Raw genomic sequence first — 25,386 nt, 5'->3', positions numbered from 1 at the left:
CAAAAGAAAGCTGATGGAAAACTGACAAACAGAGAACTAATGGAAAAGCTGACAAACAGAGAACTGAAGAGGAGCAAAAGGAAGGATAAACAGAAAATAAAAGGCTTAATGGGATAGGAGACAAAAAGAAAAAGCCTCCAGGAAAAAGAAAGTCAAACCCATTTCCTTTTCTTAAAATAGATAAACATGCTGACTGCTAGAAGGATCATTGCAAACATTACTGTCGGATAGCCCCAGCGCCAGTTGAGTTCAGGCATGTATTTGAAATTCATTCCGTAAACGCCTGATATGAAAGTAAGGGGAATGAAAATTGTTGCTATAACCGTCAGGACCTCCATAACTTCGTTCATCCTGAAGCTTATGCTGGAGAGATAGATATCAACCATTGAAGATAAAATATCCCGGAAATCTTCGACGGTATCTATTACCTGAATGGTATGGTCATAAACATCTCTAAGGTAAATTCGAGTAGTCTCTTTAATAAGATCGGACTCAACCCTCTGCAAACCATTTATTAGCTCCCGAAGAGGCCAGATAGATTTACGAAGGGTAATCATATCCCTTTTATACTTTTGAATAGTTCTAAGGGTCTCAGGCCTTGGATGTAATACCAGCCCTTCTTCAAGGTATTCGATTTTATCACCAAAATGCTCAAGGATTAAAAAATAGTTATCGATAACAGTATCAATCAGGCCGTAGGCAAGATAATCCACCCCGCTTTTCCGCAGGCGAGACGCCGGATTTTCAAACCTTTCCCGCATCTGGTCAAAAACGTTCCCATCCCTTTCCTGAAAAGAGAGGACATAATTAGAGCCAATGATAATGCTTACCTGGTCTATAGTGATCTCTTTATTTTCCTTATCAAGGAGAATCATTTTTAAAACCGAATAAATATATGAGTCGTAATCTTCAGTCTTGGGCCGCTGTCGTGTATTGAGTATGTCTTCAAGGGTAAGAGGATGGATATTGAAATAGCTTCCGAGCTTTCCTATGATATCTACCCTATCCAGCCCATCCACATCTATCCATAAATTGAGATCGGGCTGGTCTTTAAATTCCAGACACTCTTCAACCTTCTCCAGTTGTCTTTCTATAAGCGTTTCACTGTTATAGGCCAGGACCCGGATTACTACCTTTTCTACCTTCTTTTCTCCTACATGGACAAGCGCTCCAGGTGCAAGCCCAATTTGTGATCCTCTTCTTCCAGAAGCCGCCATGCTTATTTCTCTGCCTCACCTTCTAATAAAAACCTTCTAATAAAAATAGATTATTCCGTAATTAAACTCCATTGATTTAAGTCTACGCATGTTTTTATCTAAATATTTATTTTGAAATTTTAAAACAGTTTGGGTAGTGTTAAAGCTTATAGGACTTACACTTAAAAAAGAGCTTTTTAAACGCTTGCAGGCAAATTGCAGATAAATATATGTATTATTTGCAGAATATAATAATAAATTAAATATATAAACGTTTTTCCAATAATTGGGGAACTGGAAAAATCGTCATTTTTAGGACAAAGATATAGGGAGTGGTTAATTTGGTTGGAACTGAAATTACAAATAGTTTTATCAACATAATTGATCAGTTTATTGCATTCATTCCTACTTTAGTAGCGATAATCATACTGATTATCGTAGGAAAAATAGTAGGAACTTTTCTTGGAAAGCTCGGAGCAAGGTTTCTGGATAAGATCGGACTCGATGACCTTGTCGACAAAACCATCATTGGTGGAATGATAAAAAGAGCGCAGATGAGTACGGTAGGTTTTTTTGATGCCGTAATCAGGTGGTTCATCTACATCGTCTTTGCTATGATCATTCTGGACCTGCTAAACATCCAGGCAGTGAATAATTTTGTCAGCATGATCGTGCTCTATATTCCACTTATGGTCTCGGCTTTCATAGTGCTACTTGTTGGTCTACTGGTAGTTGACTTCATTAGTGACCTGGCCAAAAAAGTACTTGTTTCAACAGGAGTAGATGAAAAATTTGAAGAAACAGCTTTTGGAGCCTCAGTCAAATCCGGTGGACTGACAGTTTCAGGAATTGTGTCCGGACTGATCAGGCTATTTGGGTACCTGGTATTTCTCTCGATTGCATCTAATATCTTAGAGTTGACCATGATAACTCAGCTGTTTATAGATATTACGCATTATTTGCCACGCCTTTTTACAGGTATCCTGATCCTGATAATCGGATTCCTCTCCATTGATGTGGTCATGGACTATATTTCCAGTGCTTTTAAAGGCATTAGCGTAGAAGAGGTAAACATCTTTTTCCCTCTTCTAAGAGGCTTCTTGTATCTGATAGTAATCTTGCTTGCTCTGGATACGATGCTGGTTAATACGGGCATACTCTATCTGTTCTTAGGACCACTTGCATGGGGACTTGCAGTCGTGATCGCATTTAAATACGGAGTCAAAGACGCAATTGTTGCATATGCCAAAGAAAGGAAATAATTCCTTTCTTTCATTTATTTAAGACTCAACTTCACAATTTTTATTGAAGAAGAAGGAACTAAAAAGCCTTACAAAATACAGAGAAAGAAATTTCCATTCACGAAATTTCTTTTTTCGGTTTGCTAATTTTTGGAATTCTTTTTTGATTAAATTTCCTTTAAATTTCCTTTAAATTTCCTTATACTTAGGCTGGGATAACTTTCTTTTCCCGAATATACTTTATCACAGTTCCCACCTTTTTTAAATCAATATTTATTTAAAGCTTCTTGCCAATCAACCATGGCATGGAAACCCCCGATAACCACTCTTCTTTTGTAGAGAATATGTCTTATTTTGACGAAGTAGTAGGGCAGGCATTTACATGGTTTTCAGATAACTTTGGTACGTTTTTATTCATACTTTTTATTGGCCTGATCACTGCCATTATTGCACGGAACGTAAACCGTCTTCTGGAACGCCATTTCACAAAAATAAGTAGCAGGCTGCATATGGACCCAACATCCTTCCGGATGTTCAGGCATATTGTGGTCGCATTAATCTATTTTATGGGGATTGTCATTGTTATTTTCAGCATTCCCAGTCTTCGAAACCTTTCGGTTGCCCTCTTTACCGGAGCAGGGATTGCAGGTATAGTTATCGGTTTTGCGGCCCAGAGCACACTGAGCAATATAATCGCAGGGCTTTCACTTGCCATTTTTCAACCTTTCAGGGTTGGAGATCGACTTAATATCATGAATGAATACGGAAAAGTTACAGATCTTAATCTCAGGCATACAGTTATCATAACCTGGGATAACAGGCGGCTTATAATCCCCAATTCCATGATCAGCAATGAAGCGATAATTAACTGGACTATAGAAGACCCTGCAGTAATCTGGCCAATAGACGTCGGAATCAGCTATGATGCCGACATCGACCAGGCGAGAAAAATCATGATAGAAGAAGCCCGAAAACATCCCAATGTAATGTCCCCTCAGGAAGTTCAGTATAGCGTTGTAAAACCCAGTTTAATCAAATTCGAAACACTTAAAATGGGGTTTATTGATCCTCCTGTGCTTCACCCCGTTGACCCGGATTTCAGGGAGAGAGGAGAAGTTAAAGTAAATGTCGTTGAACTGGGGGAGTCTTCCGTAAATCTCCGCATGAATGTCTGGTTCAAAGATAGAAGTGTTGCGTACAGTTCAGGATGCGAAATCAGGGAAGCTATTAAAAAGCGTTTTGACAAGGAAGGCGTAGAAATTCCGTACCCGTACAGGACTATTGTATATAAAACAGATCTTGAAAACGAAAAGAAGAATACTGAAAAATTATCCCGTACAGAAGGAGATAAAATCGAGTAAATCGTAAAATGCCGAGTAACAGATATTGACAGTTAAGGAATTAGTCGGTTGATGAGAAAAGCAAGTAAAGGAAAAAAAGAACAAACAACCTACATTCCGCAGTATTTTTTGAAAATCAATATTTTTCATGATATCGTTTTTGGAACAGAGTAAATAATTTGGATTTTTAATGGTATTTGGTGAAAAATTGAATGATATCGTTTTTGGTCTCTAAATACACCACATCGTTGCTTTTACCTACTGCATAAAAGTCCAATAAATCCATGTTTGATTGAAAATCAATAGCAGTAAAAATATGAATTTACGAAAATTTACTGCGGAAAGTGGGAACAAGTAAAAAATGGGTTGATAGAAAGCAATTGAAAAGTTGATTGATAAAAAGCAGTGAAAAATACTTGATAAAAAACAAGTGAAATTATGGATTGAATAAAAGAAGAAGTGGGGGATGAAAGGTCAAAAGGGGATTTCACAATTCCCTTTCATCAATTACTCTTTTTGTCTTGGGAGTTTCACAATTCCCTTTCATCAATTACTCTTTTTGTCTTGGGAGTTTCACAGTTCCCTTTCATCAATTACTCTTTTTGTCTTTTTCATACTGCGGGGAAGTTCCCCTATCTTTACGCCCACTACGTCTACGGTTACGCCTATAAAGTCCTTGAAGGCTTTTCTGAGAGCTTTTTCGGTTTTTGCTTTCTTTACGGGATCTTCTGAACCTTCGATCTCGACCCTGAAAATCATGCTGTCCCTTCCGTCCTTACGGGTAAGCAGAATCTGGTATTCGCTGCTTACACCAGGAATCCTTTGGACAAGGTCTTCGATCTGGCCTGGATAGATATTTACAGCCTTGAACTTTATGCGGTCGTCTGACCTGCCAAGAATTCTGTCAATTCTCGGGAAAGGACAACCGCATTTACAGAGGCCAGGAATTATCCGGGTCAGGTCTCTTGTCCTGTAGCGGATGAGGGGAGCCCCTTCCTTTGTGAGAGTCGTAATTACAAGTTCTCCAAGTGTGCCGTCAGGAAGCTTCTCGCCCGTAATAGGATCAATTATCTCAAAGAGCAGGTAGTCGGACCAGTAATGCATACCCTCATGAAGAGAACAATCAAGGCCGATTCCTGGACCGTATATCTCGGTCAGACCATAAATATCAAAAGTATCAATTCCCAGCTCGGTTTCGATTCGGCTGCGCATTTTTTCACTCCAGCGCTCCGAACCTATAAAGCCTTTTCTGAGCTGAATCTGGGACTTAAGCCCGCGCTTTTCAATTTCTTCGGCGAGTAAAAGCGCATAAGAAGAAGTGCTTGCAAGGGCTGTGGACTTCAGGTCAACAAACAGTTCGAGCTGTTTTTCGGTATTTCCCGGGCCTGTAGGTATAGCCATTGCTCCCAGGCGTTCAGCACCAAGCTGGAACCCTATTCCTGCAGTCCAGAGCCCGTAACCTGGGGTAATCTGGATCCTGTCCTGATTGGTAAGGCCTGCTAGCATGTAGCAGCGCATCATCATCTCGGCCCAGACATCCACATCTTTTCGGGTGTAAGGAATGATTATGGGTTTTCCTGTAGTCCCGGACGAGGAGTGGATCCTTACAACCTCTGAGTCAGGCACGGACTGTAACCCAAGAGGGTAAGCGTCCCTGAGTTCTTCTTTATTCGTAAAGGGAAGAAGCTTCAGGTCATCAAGCGACTTTATGTCCTCGATATCGACATTTGCTTCCCTGAACTTTTTCTGGTAAAAAGGACTATTTTCAACTACGCGATTCAGCAGTGCCTTCAATTTTGCAAAGGTATCTTCTTCCGAGATTTTGGGATGGTAAAGCTGTACATTGGGATCAAGGTCAGCCTCAGTGGATGCTTCATACATGTCATTTCACCTTCTGCTCCCCAGTTCAGGTGCCGGAGACAGATCTAATACATTTCCTTGCGCGTTCGAATGCGGCATCGTTTACAGCCCTGTATTTTTCAGGGATTTCGGCATCCAGTACTGCCTTTAGAATTTCTTCCTGAAAAGGTAATACTCGTGCGCCTGCAACCGCTCCAAGCATTGCAACGTTTGCAGCCCTGTATGTCCCTACCTCGTCTGCAAGCTTTGTAAAATCGGAGCAGAGAATATCAGGGTAGTATGCACACAAAAATGAGAGCAAAGCTGCAGGGTCATACTCAGGGCTTCCAGGCGGCCTCGATGCCGGCGGGATAGCATGGATATTTACCAGAACCTTTCCACCCTCCTTAAGAAAAGGCAGATTTCTTACGGTTTCTGCAGGTTCCAGGCCTAAGAGCAGGTCTGCCTGTCCGATGGGGATAAGTGACCCGGAAACTTTGTCTCCAATCCTTATATGGCTGCTGACCGAACCTTCCCTCTGAGACATGCCTATGGTTTCGGCAGTGCTTACGTGGAATCCGGTTTTCATCGCAGCAAGTGCAAGCAAGCGGGAAGCAAGTACAACACCCTGCCCACCAACGCCTGCAATAAGAATATCATATTTCACAGCTTTACGCCTCCTATACAGATGGCTTCTGACGGGCAGATCTGTGCACAGAGCCCACAGCCGCTGCAGTTGTCCTGTATGACAGGCTTATCCCCATCAAGGTTAAGCGCAGGGCAGCCTAGCTCTTTTATACAGAAACCACAGCCTGTGCAGGCTTCAGGATTTATTTCGTAATGTTTGTCGGGTTTTGTAATCCCTACACACTTGCCTTTGAAGACCAGAACCGACGGCCCATTGAAATTCATGGCTTCCTTTGCGGCTTTTATGCAACTCTCAAGGCTGTCCGGATCTACAGTATTTACTATCTTTACGGATTCAACCCCGCAGCTCCGAACCACGTCTGCAATTTCAATGGCTTTTGAAACATTTCCAAGTGCAGTTACACCTACGCCAGGATGGGGCTGGTGTCCTGTCATCGCAGTTGTACGGTTGTCAAGCACTGCAAGGGTGATGTTAGCTCCGTTATAGACAGCGTTTATCACTGCAGGAATGCCTGAGTGGAAAAAAGTAGAATCCCCGATAAAGGCCACCTGTTTTGTCTTCGGGTTCGTATGGTAGAGCCCTCCTGCAAGGCTTATTCCTGCACCCATGCAGAGACAGGTATCGACCATGTTAAGAGGATAGGCATTTCCAAGGGTGTAACAACCAATGTCCCCGGAGAAAATCGTATCAGTTTGAGACTCTTTTTTAAGCTGTTTTGCAGCCTGTTTGAAAGCATAAAAAACAGTCCTGTGCATGCAACCGGCACAGAGAGTAGGGGCCCGGATCGGAAGGGGAGGAAGCTTTTCTCTTGAGACGGCAGGAGAAGCATGAGAAAGGCACAAACTCTCCCCATACGCTGCAAGTGCGCGGTTGATGCTGTCAATGACAATATCCACATTGTATTCCCCGCTCACAGGGAAAAAGCCATTCTTTTTTCCATAAACATCAACAGGCAGATGTGCTTTCCCTATAAGCTGGAGCGCCTGTTCTTCAAGGTAAGGGTCAAGCTCTTCGGCCACGATCAGCCGGTCAATGCCTTTCAGGAAAGAAAGAGCTGCCTTTTCCGGAAACGGATATGCCGTCCCTACCCTGAAGAGCGTAAACAACTCTTCAAAACCCCTGACAGCTTCTATAGCCTCCTTTACGTAAAGGGCTGAGACGCCTGAAGCAATAATCCCGATTTTTCCCGATCCTGATACCGAATTGAAGGAAAGCCCGGAAAAGCGTTCGGAAAGCTTTTCCTGCACATTTTCAAGCCAGGGATGCCTTTCAGCCGTAAGCTTCGGAAAGATTGTCCAGCGCCTATCCTTTACAAAACCTTCCTCAACGGCTTCAACCGGTACAGGTTCTGCAGCTTCAACCTCGACATCTCCGCAACTGTGGGAGACACGCGTGGTGGTTCTCAGGATAATGGGAATTTCGAATTCATGAGAAAGCTCAAAAGCCAGCTTTGTCAGTTCGTAGGCTTCCTGAGGGGTTGCCGGGTCAAGGACAGGAATATTTGCAAAGTGCCCGAAAACCCGAGTATCTTGTTCAGTCTGGGAAGAATGAGGCCCAGGATCATCGGCAACTAACAGGACAAGAGCTCCTTTTACCCCAATATAGCTCAGGCTCATAAGAGGGTCGGATGCAACGTTTAGCCCAACCTGTTTCATGGTCACAAGCGCCTTTGCCCCGGAATAAGCTGCCCCAGCTGCCGTTTCAAGTGCAACCTTTTCATTGCTGGACCACTCGGTATAGATTCCGCACCTTTTTGCATACCGGGCAATCGTCTCCAGAGCTTCGGTCGAGGGTGTTCCGGGATACCCTGTAACCACCTGGACGCCGGCTTCTATAGCTCCAAGTGCAATGGCTTCATTACCCATTAACAACTTATTATCAGTCAATAAACTCATCTCGAATTTAGGGTAATATTTTAACATTTTGATAAATCTAGAAGGAAACAATTAAAGTTGAAAAGAATTTGAATTCTCAAGCTATTTATTAAAATTATTTTGAGAATTCGAAAATCTGTTTTAAGGGTTTTACCGCGATTTTACGTCACGGAAAAGATGATGTCCATCTATGTACAACGCTGTCTGGAAGAAGTACGTAAAATTTGCATATAAAGTTTTTGTTTTATGAATCTGTGTGATTATGGACTCTAATTCATCTGGATTGATGTCCAGTAAAGACAGCATTTGTTTTAAAGCTTCGAGTTCCATATTTACTACAAAATATGAAAAGGAAAATGGAAGAAGTATTATATTTGTTCGATGGTCGAAAAGACATTACTGCTTTTAACCATACAATTTGAAGAGGATATCAACACTCTTTAAATCAGTTTTTTAATTTATTCAAAATCAAAAACATAAATTCCTTTGTAGCATCCAGATATTCTTTCTGCCCGATCATTTCCCTTCTTTTCTGCACAAATAGTCCACTTGCCATCCCATCCCCAAACCGCTTGATCAAACTCAGAATTCTTTCTTCATTTACTTCAGGATGAAATTGAAGCGCGACAATCCTGCCATTGTAGATAAAAGCCTGATTCTTACAGCCTTCACTTTCAAAAAGCTGAACAGCTCCCACCGGCAAGTCAAAAGTCCTGGAATGCCAGTGAAAAACTGTGATCTCGTCCGGCAGCCCTTCAAGAAATTCCGGCTTATTCTCACCTCCAAATGCCCTTACAGGAAACCAGCCCATTTCCATGTGCCTGTTTTCATATACGCGAGCCCCAAGGATATCGGCAAGCAATTGTGCACCGAGGCAGATTCCCAGTATAGGTTTTCCTGCTTCGATTGCCTGCTTGATAAACGCCTTTTCATCTCTCAGCCAGGGATTTTCTTTATAGTCGTAAACTCCAATCGAGCCACCCATGATTATAAGAAGGTCAAAAGAATCAAGTTCTGGAGGGCTTTTAGTTTCGTAAAAGCGAGTTGATGCAAGCCTGCAGTTTTTATCTTTTGCATACTCTTCAATGGTGCCGAGGGTATTTATGGAAGAGTGCTGGATAACGTGGATGTTCATGAAAGATCAGTAAAATATAGTTTTGAACTTAAATATTTGCGTTTGATTTACTCAAAATTCTCTTTTATATATTGCCATATGAGGAATCGCCATATGAGGAATCTTTGTTTGCGTTTTCTTTCTTCAGCGTTTTCCATATTTCTACGGTTACCTTTTCTCGCTTAGTATTGATGTGAATAAAATAACCAGCTATTATGGCTGATTTCTACTACTAGACCATTACAGCGCCCAATTTTTGCTCGTATTTTGATCGAATACGGCCGGTTCCAGCCACACAGTGCACGTGACAGAAGTATAGCTTAACTTTCTGCGGTTCGTGGAAGTTTCCCTCTCCTTAGATAAATCCGTAGAGTACCTGGCTGAAATAAACTTATTTATATTCCAGTGTGCAGTTATAAAGCTGATCAAGAATGAAGGTTGACACTATAATACGCAGTTTTTTAATAGCCATTTTAGTATCACTTATAGCATTAATTATAGAAGGAGCTTACTATGGACTACGTCTTGGGAATACTGATGTTCTCACTGCTGGTTTTGTGAATAATTATTCAGATTTAACCAGCCCTGTAAACATAATATTCCTTGCCATAATATTCATCTCAAGCCTTTTTATAGCCTTAAGTAAGATCTCTAAAAAAGAAAAAATTTAAAAATAGAGGGAAACCAACAACGAATGAAATGAATTCGTACAAGACATCTGACAATTACATTTTTACAGGGCATCGGATAATTTCTTATTTATTCGGTTTAAGATAACAGGTTACAACCGCGCATTTTCACGTAACGGGAATGATAAATTTGAGATCTCAATATCGGTTGTCATAATAATTATATAAAAATATGGATAAAACTCCCTGCGCCAGGATTAAAGAACCGAAAAGACAAAGCATCCAGAATTCTGCGCCCATGAAACCCAATATAAATACGATAACAGTATTTAGATATAGCATATATTCATTTGTTTTGGACCCAGCTTTTTCCCTGATGAGAGTATTTCTTTCGTCTTTCATTTCAATTTTGAGTTGTTTCTCCGCTTTTGTGGATTCCTTCATTGCGAAAAGCTTTAAAATATTGTCAACTGAATGACCGAATATCAGTACTGCTATTGCAAGTGGAATAATAACCCGAATATCCCTGCCATATAATTTAATAGCAAATAAACACCCTATGATAATTCCTGCACTTATCCCAACTAATATATAATTTTTAACTTGACTGTTAATTTTCACCATTTTTCCTCCTCATAAATAAAAATTTCTTCAATTGTAGTGTTGAAATATCTGGCAAGTTTAAAAGCTAAAATGATAGACGGGTTATATCTACCGTTTTCTAGAGAACCTATTGTTTGCCTGGAAACTTCCAGTGCTTCAGCGAGTTCTTCCTGCTTGATTCCTTTTTGTTTTCGTAATATTTCCAGCCTATTTTTCAAACTGGGATCTCCTCTAATGGAAAGTAAGCTTTCCATTTATGGAAAGCTTACTTTCCATGTACTTAATGGTATCGCTCTAGAACATGTAATGCTTACTTTCTATAATCTAGTGCATTGATTCCAAAGTATGCCAGGAATAAATTCTTTGAAAACCACTGAAAGCATGGAAAAAACGGAAATAAGTAGTAAAAGCGTGATTCTTCCGTGCTTTCCGTGTTTTCCGTAGTTGTGATATACAGATAGAATCACTCTGCGATTGGCTGTGTTTTCCGTGTTACAGAATTCCATCTGACCTTAAAATAATATTTACGTCATAAGCTGTGATTATTTTCTTATTATGTATTTATTTGAGAATCGATGCACTAGTAACAATAGAAAAATGTCAAATTTCAATGGTTGTCCAGCCAACCATAAATTTTGATTATTCACAAAAATTAAATTTGAAATTGAGGAATTCTTAAAATTGAGGAGTTTTATCTTCTGCTCTCAAAGTTACTCAGTAAAACTAACTTGCAAAGAATAATATCTAAAAATTAATCTGCAAAGAATAATATCTAAAAATTAATCTGCAAAGAATAATATCTAAAAATTAATCTGCAAAGAATAATATCTAAAAATTAGCCTGCAAAGACACAATTCCATAATCTAGTATCCTGGCAATTTAATTATTGGGCATAATTTTTGATCTATTCTCATTAATATATAGCGATTCAGAGTTAACATGTGACCAATAACTAAATTTTCAAGACGCTAGTGTCGAGTCAACCACAAAATGTCATATAAAATAGATTGTAATTATTCGGAATCGGTGAATCCTTGAGTATTGACACGACACTAGCGATTTCTCCTATTGTTACTTCCTTAAACCCATACTTTTCTCTGCTAACGGTCTCAAAAATTTACACTGATCTTGAAAAACAGGTTCTTTGGCAAAGATGCCAAAAAATCTGTTTATTCATTTGATATTTTTACTGGATCTTTCACCTAAAATCGATATACTCCACTCCCCCACTCCTTTTTAAATTAAAAGTTTATCAAAATATCTTACTACAGCTTAAATGGAGTAAGTAATCTGAACAATTCCAGAAATGACTTTTTTGGTTTCTTGAGTAAATTTAGTCTTCTCATTTCAGTAAGTCTAATCTTATTTTCAATTCCTTTATCAGTCTTAAACTGCTTCTTGTTATTCGTTTTTAGATTTTTTGAATAATAGCTTTCAATAGGGTTATTTATCGACGGAGCTCCAGGGAGATAATGGAACACAGTAAGATTTGACCAGTGTTTATTGATCATCCACAATTGTTTTTAGATCGTGTAATCATATGTTCTTATATTTTACACTGATCTATTGAAGTTATATTTTGCATTTTCAAGACTATTAAACGGAAGATTTTCTTTCGTCTCCTTTCCAGCTTTAATTTATACCTATATTGATTAAATTCCTCTTTTGCTTTTTTAATCTCTTTTTGATGCTTTTTTTCATTATTAATTACGTTAAGTTCTTCAGATAGAAATTTTTTCAGAAATGTAATTTCATTTTCACGATTGTAAAATATATTTAATAACCTGTATTCCAATAGTTCTTGTTCTAAAGACTAGAGGAAAATATGAAAAAAGAAATTACTGAGAGGTTTTATTCTTCTGTCTTCCGATTTCTGAAAGTATTCTTACTTTTATTTCAAGCGCAGGAACGAAGCCAGGTTGCAATTCCAGGGCTCGATTACAGTTTTCCAGTGCTTCCTCCTGTTTACCCATTTCGGAAAGAACAAAACCCTTTGCTGCCAAAAGGCGGGGATCTTTAGGGACAAGCTGAAGCGCCTTATCGTAAATCTTCAGGGATTCTTCGTACCTGCCTAGTCTGGAAAGCAAGCTTCCGGTCGAAGTAAGTGCCTCAAGGTATTCAGGCCTGATTCGAAGGGCTGAACTGTAAGCTTCAAGAGCTTCTTCTTCTCTGTCGAGAGCCAAAAATATGGAGCCTTTTCCTGCCCAGGCTTCAGCATATTCTGGAAACTTCTGAAGAATTTTATCGTAGATTTCGAGGGCTTCTTCAAACCTGCCAAGCCTTGCAAGCACAACTCCTTTATTGTCCCAGGCAATTTCAAAAGCCGGTTCAAGCTCAATTGTCCTGTCATAAGCTGCAATCGCTTCTTCAAGCCGGCCCATTTCCGAGAGAATGACGCCTCTGTTATACCAGACTCTGTGATCGTCAGGAATAATTTTCAGAACTTTTGCAGTAAGCTGCAGGGCAGTTTCAAACCGCCTGGCCTTATACATGAGTACGGCTTTCTGAAAGAGAGCTGTGGCATCCTGGGGATCCTTCTCAAGCCTTTCAGCGCAGGCCTGAAGTTCTTCGAAAAAGGGCAAGGAGGCGTAAAGGTTCCTTACATTCAGGAAAAGAGGCAGGATTTCATAGATATTTCCATGAAAAGTAAGTTTTTTTGCTTCCGTATTATATAAAAAAGCTGTCGAGTTCTCTTTATCGACATCTCCTTTCGATACACCTTGCTTTTTTTTGTTCCTGAAAGTCTTTTCAATTTCTAGAATATTTTCTGTTTCTTCAGCTTTTTTTATTTTTTCATTATTCTTTATTTCCCCAGCTTTTTCTGTTCCTTCAGTATTCTCTATTCCTTCGGTTTTTCCTACTCCAGCTATTCTCTCTTTCTCAATTCCTTCAGTTTTTCCTACTCCTGCCGTCTTCTCATTCTTTATTCCTTCAGTTTTTCCTACTCCAGCTATTCTCTCTTTCTCTATTCCTTTAATCACGGCTTTGAACCCGGAAAAGGCTGCTGGGGAAAGAGGTGAATTATTCGAGACTGAAAGCACAGATCTGAGGTGTTTTCCGAGTTTTCTATCCTTTTTGTGCCATAAGACCATTGAAGCGCCCTGGCACTCGTTGAGGAATTTTTCCAGGCAGATCTTCTGGGACGCCTGACTTCCGGAATGCTCAATCACAGAAAAGGCTGAAATTGCTGCCCTGCAGTGTTCCCGAAGTTCGTTCAGGGAAATCTTTATTTTGGAAGAGTAAACCTCCGTTTTAAACCCTCCTTTACCTTGTTCAAGTGCGGTCGGAAAATGCGTCGGAAAAAACGTCGCATAGTGAGTTTTTCTCAGGTGGCAAAAACTTGCCTTTTACCGCAACTACAAGTTTTACGGATGATCCGGCAGGGGATTTCGTGCCGGGTTTCGGTTCCTGTTTGAGAATATCTCCAGCCATAACCCCGATGGGTAAAACCGTCTTTTGTTCGATAATCTCTCCTGCTTTAAACCCGGCTTCTTCCAGAATTTTAATGGCTTTCTCAAGGGGCTTTTTTATAACATTAGGAACTTCTACATTTTCTGTGGCAGTTCCGGGCTCTACCGTGGTTTCTGGCACTTCCGCGCCTTCTTTTTCTTCCAGCACTTCTTCGAGCAATTCAATTGCCCCGCTAATGCGAAGGAGGGTCTCTTTCAGATTTTTTTTTCGGTCTTCAAGTTCTGCAAGCTTTAATTCAATGTCTTTTAGGATTTTCTGCCCTGACTCGTATTCTGCCCTGAGTTCAGTTAAACGTTGTTCAAGTTTTACTTCCATATTCCTGGATACCCCTTCTGGTTATTTATTTCAATTTTATTCGATCTATTCCGCCTTATTCGAAATTTTATACTTTACTAAAAATTTTCAATTTCATCAGGAATTTCCTGTTCTATTCGGACTCGACTTTCTTTCAATTCAAACAAGTCGCAGTCGACTGTTTAACATTATTTTTTTGCGTTTATTGCCTGGTTTTACCTTTTTTGCTTTCTTGCTGATTGTTTTATTATTTTCTTCTTTATATCAAGTGCTTTTTACTCCATGTACATTTTCAGTCCAATACATTTTAAGTTTTATATTTTTATACGTTATAGGATTGAAAAAGAGCTATTGATCTGGATCAATATATCCCTGGATCCGTATTTTTAAGCACATAAATATTGCTTGATATACAATTAAAAAAGCTGCTTTTTTTACAAAAAGTACAGGATCACAGGCAGTAAGATGACTCCCATTGCATGGGATTTCCTGACATTCATAAAAGAGGAGAGCATGCCTATTGGAGTCGAGATCACAAAAATGAAAAACCCGAAAAGTCCTGTGAAAAGATAAACCATTACTCCGAGTCCTATAAGGACACCTGAACAAAGTTTGCTGTAATCAACCTTCTTTAGGAACAAATGGGCATTGTTTCCTATCCAGATCGTAGAAAAGTATGAAAACAGCGCAGTTAAGACCATAGCAGCAAAAAAGAGCAGCAGTACAGGTAAATCAAGTATATTTGTCTCCAGAATATCTTCTACTGCAACCATTGCCCCACTTCGTGTCCTTCCGATCACCACAAAAGCCACCAACCCGAAAATTGCATTCGAAGTGTTTACTCCGGAGTTTGAAATTATGAATTCCTTCGAGCTCTCAAGTGTTGAAGGATTACTGGCATAAGGGTCAGAATAAAGAGAGGTTTTTAACTTTCCAAGATTGGGTTCGGAAGTTTTTTTCTTAAGGGGAATCCTGTCAAAATCGACTTTTGCAACAAGGCCTGTAAGAAGTGCTGCAATCGCTGATGAGAGGCCTGGCAGCCATGCCACAAGCGAGCCTGCTGCACTGCCTGTAAGGATTCCTCTGAAAATTCGTTTTCGAGAAAGCTTGAGTGCTGACACGGACTCTTCGGGAATTGCCGAGCTTGTAAGAAGGCTTATTATTAGCTGGGACGCTCCGAAAAGCCCGCTCAGAAGGGGCAAGAGTATAGAAGGCTCTCCAAAATTAACAACCGGAACCATAAGAGATTCCCTATCAAAAGCGAAGAGCCCAAGCAAGCCTGTGATCAAAAACAAAACTAGGGCAAAAGCTTTGTATTTATATTTTACAAATGGACTTGTCTCCTTTGAATCTTCAACGCTTTCACTTTTTTCACTTGCAAGCATTAGAAAGACGATTAAAATAAGAATCAATGCCATATGTGCTTCAACATAAGGATAAATGGCCTTAAAGAAAAGCGAAAACGGCAACACAAAAATCAAAGAAGCAACTACCGAGCCTGCGCTTCCGAGTGCTGAAAGCCGGACTGCTTCAGCTCCTGCTCCGTCAATAAGAAGCCTGTGCCCTGGCAGGACCATTAACGCAGTGTCTCCATCTGGTGCCCCTAGAAACACTGAGGGAATCACGTCATGAAAAGTCTGTGCGACAGCATTTGAGAGAATAATCACGGCTATGTAAAAAGGTGAAAGCCCTTTTTCAGCCAGGAAAGGGGCAAGGGCTATAAGAGCAAGCGCAAAATTATTGTTATGTACTCCAGGCAGAAGCCCTGAGATTATGCCAAGAAGGTAACCTCCTAAAACTGATAAAAGAAGTAAGAGTAAAGAAACATCTTCCACTTATCCGGCCTCTGGAATTTGATTCAAATTTTTGTAAGATACATCAGAGAGTATTAATCACCACTGTTTAAAAATATTTCTACATTATAACAAATAACGCTCTTTAAGTATTGGAGAAGAGGGGTTGCTTATATTGAGAATTGCAAGACGATTATCAACAGCTACATAGGCATAATTGCCGGAAACTGAATTGAACAAATTAAGGCATTAGAAAAAAGGTTCAGTGTTGTAGTTGCGAAAGGAACTGAAGAAGATACACTTTCTCTAAATTCTGAAAAACAAAGAAAACGTGGTAAGAATCCAAAAACCAAAGTAAGGAATCTGCTTGATAGGTTTATAGAACATAAAGAAAAGAATTAGTTCTGAGAAAAGGTGGCAACCAAAGCAGTAATGTTTGGTCAGCTTTCGTCCACTAAAAAGGTTTTACTAAAATTTTTCAGTAGTTTACAAAAATTTGACTCATTTTTATTCCGAATATTCACCTCTATTCCTAAAATTCACCTCTATTCCTAAAATTTACCTGTACCCCTCATAAAGGAAACAAAACTATAGCTCACAAAATCCCTCTGAAAAATCAAAGTACATTACAGGTAAGCATGTGTAACATAACGCCTCATCATCCTGTGGCTGTTGAAATAGTAGGCTATCATGCCTATGGAGTTGTTAATTAGCTTAACCCACTCATCCTTGCGGTCGTAGTACATGGGGACTATAATATAATACAGCTTATTGTAAAGGTCACTGAGTTCGGCTGCTTTTGCTCCTTCGTCGGAAAGTTTTTCTTCGGGCTGAGGGCCTATTGCCCAGCCGGTCACGCCTTCAATCCAGCCTTCAATCCACCAGCCATCGAGTACGCTGAGATTTACAACTCCGTTGTGTGCAGCTTTCATGCCGCTTGTGCCGGAGGCTTCATAGGGGCGGGTTGGTGTGTTCAGCCATATGTCAACCCCGGAAACCATTTTTCCGGCAAGGTCCATATCATAGTTTTCCAGAAAAACAATCTTTATTTCTTCCCTCAAAATTTCAATGCTTTTAAAAATGTCTCTGATAAGCTGTTTTCCGGCTCCATCATTCGGGTGAGCTTTACCTGCAAAAATAAGTTGAATTTTGCCCCTTCTGTTTATTTTTTTGAGCATTTCAGGATCTGACAGAGCCATAGTTGCCCGCTTGTATGCGGTCATGCGCCGTGCAAAGCCGATTGTCAGGGTCTCGTAGTCCATACCTACTCCTGTCCTTTTGTTTACCTCATCGATAAGGGCTTTTTTCGCGTTCCAGTGAGCTTCCCAGATTTCGGTGTCCGGAATTCCATCTATCCTTACCAGAAGTTCAGGTTCATTTGCCCATCCAGGCAGGTAGCGATCATATAATTTTCTGAAATAAGGAGAAGTCCAGGTATATGAATGGACTCCGTTTGTGATCGCCTGGATTTTGTAGCCCGGAAAGAGCTCGCTTGAGATCAGGCTATGTCTCTTTGTGACTCCATTGACATAGTTCGACAGGTTAAGGGCAAAAAGGCTTGTATTAAAGCGGTCGACTCCTCCGAATCTCCTGAGGACATCCACACATTTTTTGTCCTGGATAAGGTCCTCTACAAGCCCGTAATCAAATTTATCATGCCCTGCTTCTACGGGGGTATGTGTTGTAAAAATACATAGTTCCTTAACTTTCACAGGGTCAATGCCATTACACCTCAGGAGTTCCAGGCCAAGCAGGCTTGAGTGACCTTCGTTCATGTGGTACTTCCTGATCCTGAAGCCCAGTGCATCAAGCATTCTTACTCCCCCGATTCCAAGTACTATTTCCTGCTTGAGCCTGTAGCGCTGGTCTCCCCCGTAGAGAAAATCCGTAATTCTACGGTCTTCCCGGTCATTTCCCTCAACATCAGTATCAAGGAAAATAATGGGTACACAGCCTCCTGTAAGACTTTTATAATTATGTAACCAGGCCCTGATTTTAACATCCCGATTTTGGATTTTTACGTGTACGTCTTCTGCAAGAAGCGTCATAAAACGGGCAGGATTCCATTCTTCGGTGTGTTCTATCTGGTTTCCAGAAGAGTCAAGAATTTGCCTGAAATAGCCTTTATTGCTCACCAGTGTTACTGCTACCAGCGGAATATTCAGGTCCGCTGCCGAGCGAATAGTATCCCCTGCAAGTATGCCCAACCCTCCAGCATATGTTGGAATTTCACCGCTGAGCCCTATTTCCATAGAAAAGTAAGCGATCTTCTGTCCTTTCAATACTCCCTGAAGGTCATCCATATTCTCAAACTCGTATCTTTTTATTTTTCGTAGAGATATGTCAAAAAATATATCATCGGTTATATATCAAATTGACCTTGGAAATTCATATAAAAATAAAATTATACATGAGGTAGGGAGAATAAGAACCTTTACAAACGTGAAATAATAAACAGACCTATAAATAATAAAATAGTTATAAAATGGTTGCCAATCTTAATACAATATATACTTTTCTTTAAGGTTTTCTCATATAGTGCATTTCTTTCGATAAAATCATTATATAGATTCTAACTTTCAAGTCTCTGCCTTCTGATGCATTCCAGAACTCAAATCACAAGCTTTTTAATTTATTGCGTACTTTTATATTTACGAAGCAAAAAATGTAAATATCTGAAATATATTCAGAGCTTCCTGTAAAAGATTTTAAAACTACAAAGAACGGGATGTCCAAAGTGGTTTCGAATTCGGCTAAGAATAGGAGCGGCAAGCAGAAAGCCTATAAATACATGAATGAAGTAGCTTTATGTAACGCTCTTGAGATGGCAAAGGAGCTGATCTCGGTAATAAATAAAGTTCCTGTCACGGTTTTTCTCTGGAGGCCGGAGAAGTACTGGCCTGCCGAGTTTGTCTCAGAAAACATAAAGAAATTCGAGTATACTACCGAAGAATTTACATCCGGAAAACTTCTTTATGGCAATATCATACACCCTGATGACCTGGGAATGGTTGAAAGGGAACTCTCAAGAAGAATAGAAGAAGGTTACGTGGACTATTCTTCGGAGTATCGTATCCTAACGAAATCAGGTGAAATACGCTGGGTTGATGAAAGGACTTTCATTGAAGCGGATAAAAATGGAACTGTAAAGTACCTTATGGGAATAGTTATGGATGTTACTGAGCGGAAAAGAAAAGAAAAATTGCTCTACATCCAGAGAGACCTTGGAATCGCACTCAGCGCTTCCAGTTCCCTGAACGAGACTCTTGAAAGACTACTGGATTCCTGCCTCCAGATAGATGAGATCAATGCCGGAGGTATTTATCTTATCGATGAAGAAACCGGAGATATGACACTTGCAATTCACCGTGGTTTTTCCCCTAATTTTGTCGAGTATGCCTCCCATTACAGTGCCAATTCCCCTAATACGAAACTTGTTATGATAGGGCAGCCTGTATACAAACAACACATAGACCTTCTTCTCACTTCGAGAGATGACACACTCAGACATGAAAATCTCAGGGCTACCGCAATTATCCCCGTAAAATCAGGAAAAAAGGTTATTGCATCATTTTATCTTGCTTCGAATCTTGAATTCGAGTTTCCAGATAGTGTACGCACTGCCCTCGAAACCATTGCGATGCAGTTTGGAGTCTTTATTTCCCGTATCCGCCTGGAAGAAAAATTAAAAGAATGTAGAAAGAAGGAAAAGTTTTAAATAAGATCTCTTTTTGTTCTTTCAATTCTTTTTAACTTTCTTCGGTCGTTTCTTATTTCTTTTGGCCTTTTTTGACTTCTTTCGGCCCTTCTCTTAATTTCCTCAGCCATTCGTTATTTTTGTCAATTCCTTTTCAATATCTCTTTGAGATACTATGGGAAAAACCATGAAAGAAGTTTTCTCTTTTGTAATACAAAATTAAAAATTCATTAAAAGGCTTAAGATTTATTACAGGACTTAAAATCTATAACAGAATCGAGAATTGTATATAGATTGGAGATTATATCACGGGATTATAAAGGTTATACCGGATTTACAATATCACAGCAAGCCCTTCACCTCAATTCCGACCATATCACGGCCAAGTTATTATTTAGGCTCCGTTAGTTCTCGGGTGAAGCTGTGCCGGGTCTAGGTTAAATATGGGACATTATCCAGTAACCAGCAGTTTACTGCTATTGATTTTCAATCAAACATGGATTTATTGGACTTTTATGCAGTAGGTAAAAGCAACGATGTGGTGTATTTAGAGACCAAAAACGATATCATTCAATTTTTCACCAAATACCATTAAAAATCCAAATTATTTACTCTATTCCAAAAACGCTATCATGAAAAATATTGATTTTCAAAAAAATACTGCGGAATGTAGGATTTATATCTGTTAACCAATATTTGATTGTGAGATTATTTTGTAAGTCTCTTACCTTCATATTTTCTCCTTTCAAGAAAACAGGTCTAGAATAAGAAAACAGGTCTAGAAATTGAATAGTTATTAACTATACTGGCTATTAGTCTTAATATTGTATATATATTTTTCCCCTAAGTGATTTCATATCTGTGTGCTATTTTTTGAAAGATCTATTTATAAATATTAACATTCAAGTCTCTGCATTCTGATACGTTTGGAATCTATAATCACAAGCTTTTTAATTTATTGCGTACTTCTATGTTTACAAAGCAAAAAAAGTAAATATTGGAAATGTATTCAAAGCTTCCTGTAAGAGATTTTAATCTACGGAGAATGAGATGTCTAAAGTGGTTTCAAACTCGGCTAAGAAGGGGAAGAGCAGGCAAAAAGCCTGTAAATACATGAATGAAGCAGCTTTATGTAACGCTCTTGAGATGGCAAAGGAGCTGATCTCGGTAATAAATAAAGTCCCTGTCACGGTTTTTCTCTGGAGACCAGAGAAGTACTGGCCTGCCGAGTTTGTCTCAGAGAACATAAAGAAATTTGGGTATACCGTAGAAGAGTTTACATCAGGAAAACTTCTTTATGGTAATGTCATACACCCTGATGACCTGGAGAGAGTGGAAAGAGAACTCTTGAGAAGGATAGACGAAGATTACGTGGATTTTTCCCAGGAGTACCGTATCCTGACTAAGTCAGGCGAAGTACGCTGGGTTGAAGAAAGAACTTTTATTGAAGCCGATGAAAATGGGATTGTAAAGTACCTTAAGGGAATAATCCTGGATGTCACTGAGCGGAAGAGGAAAGAAAAATTGCTCTATATCCAAAGAGACCTTGGAATCGCACTCAGCACTTCCAATTCCCTGAACGAAACTCTTGAGAAACTGCTGGATTCCTGCCTCCAAATAGATGAAATCAATGCAGGAGGCATTTATCTTATCGATGAAGAAACAGGAGATATGAAGCTTGCCATTCACCGTGGTTTTTCTCCTAATTTTGTCGAGCATGCCTCGTATTACAGTGCTAATTCCCCCAATACTAAACTTGTTATGATAGGGCAGCCGGTTTATAAACAGCATATAGATCTGCTTCTCACGTCAAGAGATGATGCGCTCAGGCATGAAAATCTCAGGGCTACCGCAATTATCCCCGTAAAATCAGGAAAAAAGGTTATTGCAGCTTTTTGCCTTGCTTCGAGCCTTGAATTCGAGATTCCAGATAGCGTGCGCACTGTCATCGAAACCATTGCAACGCAATTTGGAGTCTTCATCTCTCGTATCCGCCTGGAAGAGAAACTAAAGGAATGCAGGAGGAAGAGAAAGTCTTAAATAAAACTTCTTTTTGCTCTTTCAATCCTGTTTAACTTTCTTCAGTTATTTCTACTTTTTTGGCCTTTGTTTTAACTTCCTTCAGTCTTTCTTTGACTTTTTCAGCCCTTTATTACTTCTGTCAGTCCTTTTTCACTATCTCTTTAATATATTCTGGGAAAAAATCATGAAGTTATAACTTTGATATTCCCACAGATTGCAGATATAAGTAAGATTTATAAATTTTGTCCATCTAAACTGTATAGGGGAAAGACAGAATAAACCGAGTTTTCCCTTTTTGTATTATAGGACTCAAAGTTTGTTTCAGGACTTAATTTATTACACGACTTAGGACGTATTACAGAGTTGGAAATTGTATCAAGATTGGAAATATATCGCGGGATTAGAAAGACTATACCGAATTTACAGTATTATGGCAGACCCTGGGTAAAAATCCAATCAAATGGGGTTTTAGCTGAGAGCTATATAAATTTTGGTGGGGACTATGGCAGAAAAGCTTAAAGATAAGATTTACGAGTACCTTTCAGATCATTACTACCTGAACCTTGCAACCGTAAGTCCGCAGGGCAGGCCAATGGCCCATACAATGGCATATGTATCTAAAGGCGCTACCGTATACGTGGCAACCAATAAGAATACCCGAAAAGTCCAGAATATTGTGCAAAACCCTCATGTAGCATATACTATCGATGAGGATGATCCAGATTGGTTTGAGATACAGGCCCTTCAGATTGAAGGCAAGGCATCAATAGTTACTGATGAAAGTGAATTACGAGAAGTAGGGGAAATAATGGTAGCCAAATTTCCGGTTGCTGCAGACATGCCCCCTGACCCGGAGAGTATCATGATAAAAATTGAGCCAGAAGTTATCTATTACCTCGATTACAGTGTTAATTTCGGGTACAGGGAACGGGTGAATCTATGAAACCCGCATATTAATTTTTGGCAAACGCCAGTGCTGAAAATAATTTTTTGTACTTAATTTGAGTTTTTTCCATGAGTGAGAGAGATCCTAGATTATTCTATGCAATTGTCTTAATGTTTGTGAGCAATCAGACGAAATAAAAGCCTGATCGACGAGACTGAATTAAAGCTTGACTAATAGAACAGAATAATAATTGACTAGCAAAACTGAACAAAAGTTAACTGACAGAAAGCTGACTGACAGATAAATCTAAGAAGTAAGGTAAAAAAGAATTAAAGAAACAAATCAAAGTGATCTTTAAATCAACATTGATCTTGAATCAACATAAGCTTTGCTTCTATTCCGGATTTCTATTTCAGACTTATAATGGAATCAATACTTTATCAATTCCATGTATTACTCCATTACCTGCAATAATATCAGACTCTATTACAGTTGCATCTCCTACCATTATCATTCCGTCAGTTGTAGTATTCACAGCTAGCTTTTCGGTCTTCAGGAAAGAAGCCAGAGAATTAATATTTTTAAGATCTGTGGCCCTGTATTCTCCATTGATCACATGATAGACCAACACAAGGTTCAGCCTTTCTTTATCATTACGAAGGTCATCAAGCATGCCTTCTGGAAGGTTTTCAAAAGCTATGTCAGTAGGAGCGAAAACAGTATAAGGCCCTCCTTCATTAAGAGTGTCTTCAAGTCCTGCATCCCTAGCAAGTGAAGCAAAAGTAGTATATCCTGCCTCTTCTGCGGTCTGAATAATTGTCTGATTTTTATCCGATGCCTGGTTTTCAGAAGAAGTTTCATTGCCCTGGCCCGAGTTTTCTTCATCCGTTATTCCCTGACTCGAGTTCTCTTCACCCGGGATTATTACTTCTTTCCCTTCAGCCAGGGAGGTGTCCTCCTGACCAGATAGTGATCCTTCTCCGATGTCTCTACCTACTGATTCGTCAACTTGTTCTGTTACGTTAGGGGTAGCCCCTTCTGTGGGAATTGCACTTTCTTCACCCACATGTCCTGTCTTATTTTCCTGAGTATTTTCCGCACAGCCGGAAATAAATACTATTGCTAAAAGTAAAACTACAAGAGTCTCAGATTTCCTAATATATTTCCCCCCAAATATATATCTAAAAGATATACTTTATGATTTAATTTTCACTTCACAATACATGTTCTTTTGATATAATCTTATCTATATTTGCAGAAAAATTCTGTTAAAAAGACATCCAGGCCACTGAAAAGTAAACTTTCATTTACTTTGGTGTCCACCAGCCAGGAACTAACATCTGATCAATAATTTGTTTAGTTTCAATTTTGGGACACCTCGAAACCTGGTTATTCTTCTAACCATAATTAATGGTAAGGTTTCAAAACAGTTCTACGACTTTGTGAATTCCAGGGTAAAGTTTATTTTTGAATTGGCGCGCTATTAAAGAATACTAAGTTATTTAAGGAATACTAAGTTATATACATTGTATGTCTATGTACTATAGTGTACAGATTATGACAATTGTATATCCTGATATCAAGCCATGGGGACGGTCTTTCAAAGAATATGTCAGAATGTTTAACTTAACACCTGATGATCTCGAGCGAAAGATCCTGGGCTGTGGAGACGGACCTGCAAGCTTCAATGCAGAGTTTACAGAACGAGGCGGAAATATCATATCAGTTGACCCTGTCTACTTTTTCAGTGCTGATCAGATTAGACAGAGAATTCATGAAACCTATAATTATATCATTGACCAGACCCGGAAAAACCAGGATAAATTTATCTGGCAAGAAATTGGCTCAGTTGAAGAACTCGGAAGGATAAGGATGTCGGCTATGGAGAAATTTCTAAAAGATTTTTCGGAAGGCGTGATGCAAAAAAGATATATACCGGGTGAACTGCCCTTTTTGCCTTTTAAGGATAAAGAGTTTGATCTGGCATTGTGCTCGCATTTATTATTTCTCTATACAGATAACCTGTCACTGGAGTTTCATTTAAAATCGATAGAGGAGTTGTGCAGGGTTTCAAATGAGGTAAGAGTATTTCCGTTACAAGACGTAAACGCCGACCGATCATCATATGTTGAGCCTGTAATCAATTTTTTACGGACAAAAAACCAAGATGTAAAGGAAATAAAGGTAGCATACGAATTTCAAAAGGGTGGAAATACAATGTTAAGAATTTGTTGAAACAGGACCGATCATCATATGTTGAGCCTGTAATCAATTTTTTACGGACAAAAAACCAAGATGTAAAGGAAATAAAGGTAGCATACGAATTTCAAAAGGGTGGAAATACAATGTTAAGAATTTGTTGAAACAGGGTGGAAATACAATGTTAAGAATTTGTTGAAACATTATGAAACAACGGATTTCAATTTCAATTCCAGGAATCTACGGACTTTAGTGCAAGATATACGTACGCCAGGCATAAGGCTCATCCGGATATTCGAGAAGAAAATAGCGTTTTTGCAGCCAGCCCTTCCATTTAACAATATTCTCGCTTTCAAAGCCGATTTTTTCGAGTACTTCTGCTCCCAGATTCTTTATACCATCGTTCAGACTCAATGTTTTCCTCTTTTTTACTTAAAATCCCAAGTTAACCTTTTTCCATGAAGGTTATTAAAATACACAAATCCGACCTTCGATACACAATTCTGACGCTTAAATATATAAATTTGTACTGCCACCAT

General features: G+C 39.3%; 21 protein-coding genes and 2 pseudogenes. 8 read left to right on the top strand and 15 right to left on the bottom strand.

What is annotated here, in order from left to right:
- Nucleotides 1-152: 152 nt before the first annotated feature.
- Nucleotides 153-1,217, bottom strand: a complete 1,065-nt coding sequence (gene corA / locus MSBRW_RS09300) for a magnesium/cobalt transporter CorA (protein WP_011307918.1) — start codon at nt 1,215-1,217, stop codon at nt 153-155.
- A 320-nt stretch (nt 1,218-1,537) separates the two neighbouring features.
- Between corA and MSBRW_RS09295 the strand changes: the two genes are divergently transcribed.
- Both MSBRW_RS09295 and MSBRW_RS09290 read left to right on the top strand, forming a co-directional pair.
- The gene (locus MSBRW_RS09295; RefSeq protein ID WP_011307919.1) at nt 1,538-2,458 is read left to right on the top strand and encodes a mechanosensitive ion channel family protein; all 921 of its coding nucleotides are present in this window, start codon (nt 1,538-1,540) and stop codon (nt 2,456-2,458) included.
- A gap of 284 nt (nt 2,459-2,742) precedes the next feature.
- On the top strand, nt 2,743-3,798 hold the full coding sequence (locus tag MSBRW_RS09290; protein ID WP_011307920.1) for a mechanosensitive ion channel family protein: 1,056 nt from the start codon (nt 2,743-2,745) through the stop codon (nt 3,796-3,798).
- A 552-nt stretch (nt 3,799-4,350) separates the two neighbouring features.
- Here MSBRW_RS09290 and MSBRW_RS09285 read toward each other — a convergent pair.
- The 4 genes from MSBRW_RS09285 to MSBRW_RS09270 form a co-directional block, all read right to left on the bottom strand.
- Nucleotides 4,351-5,658: a phenylacetate--CoA ligase family protein gene (locus tag MSBRW_RS09285; protein WP_011307921.1), complete on the bottom strand. Its 1,308-nt coding sequence runs from the start codon at nt 5,656-5,658 to the stop codon at nt 4,351-4,353.
- Between the two features lie 25 nt (nt 5,659-5,683).
- Nucleotides 5,684-6,283, bottom strand: coding sequence for an indolepyruvate oxidoreductase subunit beta (locus MSBRW_RS09280; protein ID WP_011307922.1), 600 nt, complete (start codon nt 6,281-6,283; stop codon nt 5,684-5,686).
- Nucleotides 6,280-8,160 carry an indolepyruvate ferredoxin oxidoreductase subunit alpha gene (iorA, locus tag MSBRW_RS09275; RefSeq protein WP_394298285.1) on the bottom strand — a complete coding sequence of 627 codons (1,881 nt, stop codon included), beginning with the start codon at nt 8,158-8,160 and terminating at the stop codon, nt 6,280-6,282. Before iorA ends, MSBRW_RS09280 begins: the two co-directional genes overlap by 4 nt.
- A 424-nt stretch (nt 8,161-8,584) precedes the next feature.
- Nucleotides 8,585-9,274 (bottom strand): type 1 glutamine amidotransferase, encoded by a 690-nt coding sequence (locus tag MSBRW_RS09270; RefSeq protein ID WP_011307924.1) that lies wholly within the window; start codon nt 9,272-9,274, stop codon nt 8,585-8,587.
- 410 nt (nt 9,275-9,684) lie between these two features.
- Here MSBRW_RS09270 and MSBRW_RS09265 point away from each other — a divergent pair, with 410 nt between their 5' ends.
- Nucleotides 9,685-9,924: a hypothetical protein gene (locus MSBRW_RS09265; protein ID WP_011307925.1), complete on the top strand. Its 240-nt coding sequence runs from the start codon at nt 9,685-9,687 to the stop codon at nt 9,922-9,924.
- 156 nt (nt 9,925-10,080) lie between these two features.
- Here the strand turns inward: MSBRW_RS09265 and MSBRW_RS09260 are convergent, their stop codons facing one another.
- From MSBRW_RS09260 to MSBRW_RS24245, 7 genes and pseudogenes are all read right to left on the bottom strand, one after another.
- Nucleotides 10,081-10,506 carry a hypothetical protein gene (locus MSBRW_RS09260; RefSeq protein WP_011307926.1) on the bottom strand — a complete coding sequence of 142 codons (426 nt, stop codon included), beginning with the start codon at nt 10,504-10,506 and terminating at the stop codon, nt 10,081-10,083.
- On the bottom strand, nt 10,500-10,703 hold the full coding sequence (locus tag MSBRW_RS09255) for a helix-turn-helix transcriptional regulator (RefSeq protein WP_011307927.1): 204 nt from the start codon (nt 10,701-10,703) through the stop codon (nt 10,500-10,502). The genes MSBRW_RS09260 and MSBRW_RS09255 overlap by 7 nt, the downstream gene beginning before the upstream one ends.
- 1,047 nt (nt 10,704-11,750) lie before the next feature.
- Nucleotides 11,751-12,298: pseudogene (locus MSBRW_RS21070) on the bottom strand (ISNCY family transposase); the annotation flags it as partial.
- Between the two features lie 25 nt (nt 12,299-12,323).
- Entirely contained in the window at nt 12,324-13,655 is a 1,332-nt protein-coding gene (locus tag MSBRW_RS09245) for a tetratricopeptide repeat protein (RefSeq protein WP_230670055.1), read from the bottom strand.
- A 103-nt stretch (nt 13,656-13,758) separates the two neighbouring features.
- A complete protein-coding gene (locus MSBRW_RS09240; RefSeq protein ID WP_011307929.1) occupies nt 13,759-14,271 on the bottom strand; it encodes a PASTA domain-containing protein in 513 nt (170 codons plus the stop codon).
- 413 nt (nt 14,272-14,684) lie between these two features.
- Entirely contained in the window at nt 14,685-16,085 is a 1,401-nt protein-coding gene (locus tag MSBRW_RS09235) for a tripartite tricarboxylate transporter permease (RefSeq protein WP_011307930.1), read from the bottom strand.
- 84 nt (nt 16,086-16,169) lie between these two features.
- Nucleotides 16,170-16,283, bottom strand: a complete 114-nt coding sequence (locus MSBRW_RS24245) for a hypothetical protein (RefSeq protein ID WP_085983087.1) — start codon at nt 16,281-16,283, stop codon at nt 16,170-16,172.
- On the opposite strand from MSBRW_RS24245, the pseudogene MSBRW_RS22085 reads away from it, so the two are divergent.
- Nucleotides 16,278-16,439 (top strand): annotated as a pseudogene (locus MSBRW_RS22085) (IS66 family transposase); the annotation flags it as partial. The gene MSBRW_RS24245 and the pseudogene MSBRW_RS22085 sit on opposite strands and share 6 nt — an antisense overlap.
- Before the next feature lie 230 nt (nt 16,440-16,669).
- Here MSBRW_RS22085 and glgP read toward each other — a convergent pair.
- Nucleotides 16,670-18,346, bottom strand: a complete 1,677-nt coding sequence (gene glgP, locus MSBRW_RS09230; protein WP_011307931.1) for an alpha-glucan family phosphorylase — start codon at nt 18,344-18,346, stop codon at nt 16,670-16,672.
- 425 nt (nt 18,347-18,771) lie between these two features.
- Between glgP and amzR (MSBRW_RS09225) the strand changes: the two genes are divergently transcribed.
- From amzR (MSBRW_RS09225) to MSBRW_RS09215, 3 genes are all read left to right on the top strand, one after another.
- Nucleotides 18,772-19,761 (top strand): archaeal metabolite-sensing zipper-like regulator AmzR, encoded by a 990-nt coding sequence (amzR, locus tag MSBRW_RS09225; RefSeq protein WP_048102958.1) that lies wholly within the window; start codon nt 18,772-18,774, stop codon nt 19,759-19,761.
- 1,029 nt (nt 19,762-20,790) lie between these two features.
- Complete coding sequence (amzR, locus tag MSBRW_RS09220) at nt 20,791-21,780, top strand: archaeal metabolite-sensing zipper-like regulator AmzR (protein ID WP_011307933.1); 990 nt, start codon at nt 20,791-20,793, stop codon at nt 21,778-21,780.
- Between the two features lie 484 nt (nt 21,781-22,264).
- Nucleotides 22,265-22,705 carry a pyridoxamine 5'-phosphate oxidase family protein gene (locus tag MSBRW_RS09215; RefSeq protein ID WP_011307934.1) on the top strand — a complete coding sequence of 147 codons (441 nt, stop codon included), beginning with the start codon at nt 22,265-22,267 and terminating at the stop codon, nt 22,703-22,705.
- Between the two features lie 361 nt (nt 22,706-23,066).
- Here the strand turns inward: MSBRW_RS09215 and MSBRW_RS22080 are convergent, their stop codons facing one another.
- Nucleotides 23,067-23,714: a fasciclin domain-containing protein gene (locus MSBRW_RS22080; protein WP_011307935.1), complete on the bottom strand. Its 648-nt coding sequence runs from the start codon at nt 23,712-23,714 to the stop codon at nt 23,067-23,069.
- A 491-nt stretch (nt 23,715-24,205) separates the two neighbouring features.
- Here MSBRW_RS22080 and MSBRW_RS09205 point away from each other — a divergent pair, with 491 nt between their 5' ends.
- On the top strand, nt 24,206-24,883 hold the full coding sequence (locus MSBRW_RS09205; protein ID WP_048102959.1) for an SAM-dependent methyltransferase: 678 nt from the start codon (nt 24,206-24,208) through the stop codon (nt 24,881-24,883).
- Between the two features lie 213 nt (nt 24,884-25,096).
- Here MSBRW_RS09205 and MSBRW_RS22075 read toward each other — a convergent pair whose 3' ends face one another.
- Nucleotides 25,097-25,261: a hypothetical protein gene (locus MSBRW_RS22075; protein WP_011307937.1), complete on the bottom strand. Its 165-nt coding sequence runs from the start codon at nt 25,259-25,261 to the stop codon at nt 25,097-25,099.
- Nucleotides 25,262-25,386 lie beyond the last annotated feature (125 nt).

This window comes from Methanosarcina barkeri str. Wiesmoor (assembly GCF_000969985.1).
Lineage (GTDB): Archaea > Halobacteriota > Methanosarcinia > Methanosarcinales > Methanosarcinaceae > Methanosarcina > Methanosarcina barkeri_B.
The sequence above is the reverse complement of the archived record's forward strand: the minus strand, read 5'-3'. Positions and strand labels throughout refer to the sequence as shown.

Excerpts from the sequence above, each read along its gene's own strand:
- MSBRW_RS09290 (WP_011307920.1), top strand. The coding sequence starts at position 2,743 with ATGGAAACCCCCGATAACCACTCTTCTTTTGTAGAGAATATGTCTTAT.
- glgP (WP_011307931.1), bottom strand. The coding sequence starts at position 18,346 with ATGGATGACCTTCAGGGAGTATTGAAAGGACAGAAGATCGCTTACTTT.
- MSBRW_RS09205 (WP_048102959.1), top strand. The coding sequence starts at position 24,206 with ATGACAATTGTATATCCTGATATCAAGCCATGGGGACGGTCTTTCAAA.
- corA (WP_011307918.1), bottom strand. The coding sequence starts at position 1,217 with ATGGCGGCTTCTGGAAGAAGAGGATCACAAATTGGGCTTGCACCTGGA.
- MSBRW_RS09240 (WP_011307929.1), bottom strand. The coding sequence starts at position 14,271 with ATGGAAGTAAAACTTGAACAACGTTTAACTGAACTCAGGGCAGAATAC.
- amzR (WP_011307933.1), top strand. The coding sequence starts at position 20,791 with ATGTCTAAAGTGGTTTCAAACTCGGCTAAGAAGGGGAAGAGCAGGCAA.
- MSBRW_RS09265 (WP_011307925.1), top strand. The coding sequence starts at position 9,685 with ATGAAGGTTGACACTATAATACGCAGTTTTTTAATAGCCATTTTAGTA.
- MSBRW_RS09260 (WP_011307926.1), bottom strand. The coding sequence starts at position 10,506 with ATGGTGAAAATTAACAGTCAAGTTAAAAATTATATATTAGTTGGGATA.
- MSBRW_RS09285 (WP_011307921.1), bottom strand. The coding sequence starts at position 5,658 with ATGTATGAAGCATCCACTGAGGCTGACCTTGATCCCAATGTACAGCTT.
- iorA (WP_394298285.1), bottom strand. The coding sequence starts at position 8,160 with ATGAGTTTATTGACTGATAATAAGTTGTTAATGGGTAATGAAGCCATT.
- MSBRW_RS09270 (WP_011307924.1), bottom strand. The coding sequence starts at position 9,274 with ATGAACATCCACGTTATCCAGCACTCTTCCATAAATACCCTCGGCACC.
- amzR (WP_048102958.1), top strand. The coding sequence starts at position 18,772 with ATGTCCAAAGTGGTTTCGAATTCGGCTAAGAATAGGAGCGGCAAGCAG.
- MSBRW_RS09215 (WP_011307934.1), top strand. The coding sequence starts at position 22,265 with ATGGCAGAAAAGCTTAAAGATAAGATTTACGAGTACCTTTCAGATCAT.